Annotated in this window: 2 protein-coding genes and 1 tRNA gene; all 3 read left to right on the top strand. The window is 69.4% G+C overall.

Annotated elements, in window-relative coordinates; all coding sequences use genetic code 11:
- Window positions 1-314, top strand: a 314-nt coding sequence (locus tag EDF24_RS19410; RefSeq protein ID WP_395867066.1) for an alpha/beta fold hydrolase, incomplete at its 5' end; no start/stop codon positions are given.
- Window positions 315-373: 59 nt separating this feature from the next.
- Window positions 374-448, top strand: a tRNA-Arg gene (locus EDF24_RS00445).
- Window positions 449-537: 89 nt separating this feature from the next.
- On the top strand, window positions 538-1,202 hold a 665-nt coding region (locus EDF24_RS00440; protein WP_123701406.1), incomplete at its 3' end, for a polyphosphate kinase 2.

Raw genomic sequence — 1,202 nt, 5'->3', positions numbered from 1 at the left:
CCGTGTACACGCGGGACGAGGTCCTGGCGCTCGTCACCGAGTACTGGGCCACGGGCACGATCGGCTCCGCGATGCGGATGTACCACGCGAACGCGGCGATCTCGCCGGAGCAGTCCGCACGACGGGTGGAGACACCGTCGGGGTTCTCGCTCTACCCGGGGGACCTCGTCACGGCGCCGCGGGAGTGGCTGGAGCGGACGACCAACCTGGTGTACGTCGCGGAACTGCCGCGGGGCGGGCACTTCGCGCCGTTCGAGCAGCCGGGGTCGTACGCGGCGGAGCTCGTCCGGTTCCTCGAGCCGTACCGGGCCTGACGGGCCGGAGCCGGCGGCGGGCGGGCCCTCGGCCGGCTCCCGCTAGAGTGGTCGGGCCGGCCTCTGTAGCTCAATGGAAGAGCAGTTCCGTCCTAAGGAAAGGGTTGGGGGTTCGAGTCCCTCCAGGGGCACCAGCCGGTCGCGTTCCGCTCCCGTTCACCACGACCCGGTAGACACGGGGCAGCGCCGCACGGACGACAGCGGCCGGACAGGGAGCACGACGATGCTGGACGCCACCCCGACCGCGGACCTCCGCGAGTACATCGAGGACCTCCGCCAGCGCGGGTTCACGGTCAGCGACGCGCACACGCCCGACCCGGAGCTGATCGACCCCCAGGGCAACCCGATCCACACGTGGCGCGAGGACTACCCGTACGACGAGCGGATGGACCGCGACGAGTACGAGTTCGAGAAGTACCGCCTGCAGGTCGAGCTGTTGAAGTTCCAGTACTGGCTCGAGGACGAGGGCCGCAAGGCGATCATCCTGTTCGAGGGCCGCGACGCCGCGGGCAAGGGCGGCACGATCAAGCGGTTCACCGAGCACCTCAACCCGCGGACGTCCCGGGTGGTCGCCCTGTCGAAGCCGAGCGAGCGCGAGCAGGGGCAGTGGTACTTCCAGCGCTACGTCGAGCACCTGCCGAGTGCCGGTGAGATCGTGATGTTCGACCGCTCCTGGTACAACCGGGCCGGCGTCGAGCGGGTGATGGGCTTCTGCTCGGACGAGCAGTACGAGACGTTCATGACCCAGGCGCCGTCGTTCGAGCGGATGCTCGTAGACGCCGGCATCCACGTGACGAAGTTCTGGTTCTCGGTGACCCGGAAGGAACAGCGGACCCGGTTCGCGATCCGGCAGCTCGACCCGGTCCGCCGGTGGAAGCTCTCGCCGGT

The sequence above is a fragment of the Curtobacterium sp. PhB130 genome, assembly GCF_003755165.1.
Lineage (GTDB): Bacteria > Actinomycetota > Actinomycetes > Actinomycetales > Microbacteriaceae > Curtobacterium.
This window is presented reverse-complemented; position numbering and strand designations above follow the sequence as displayed.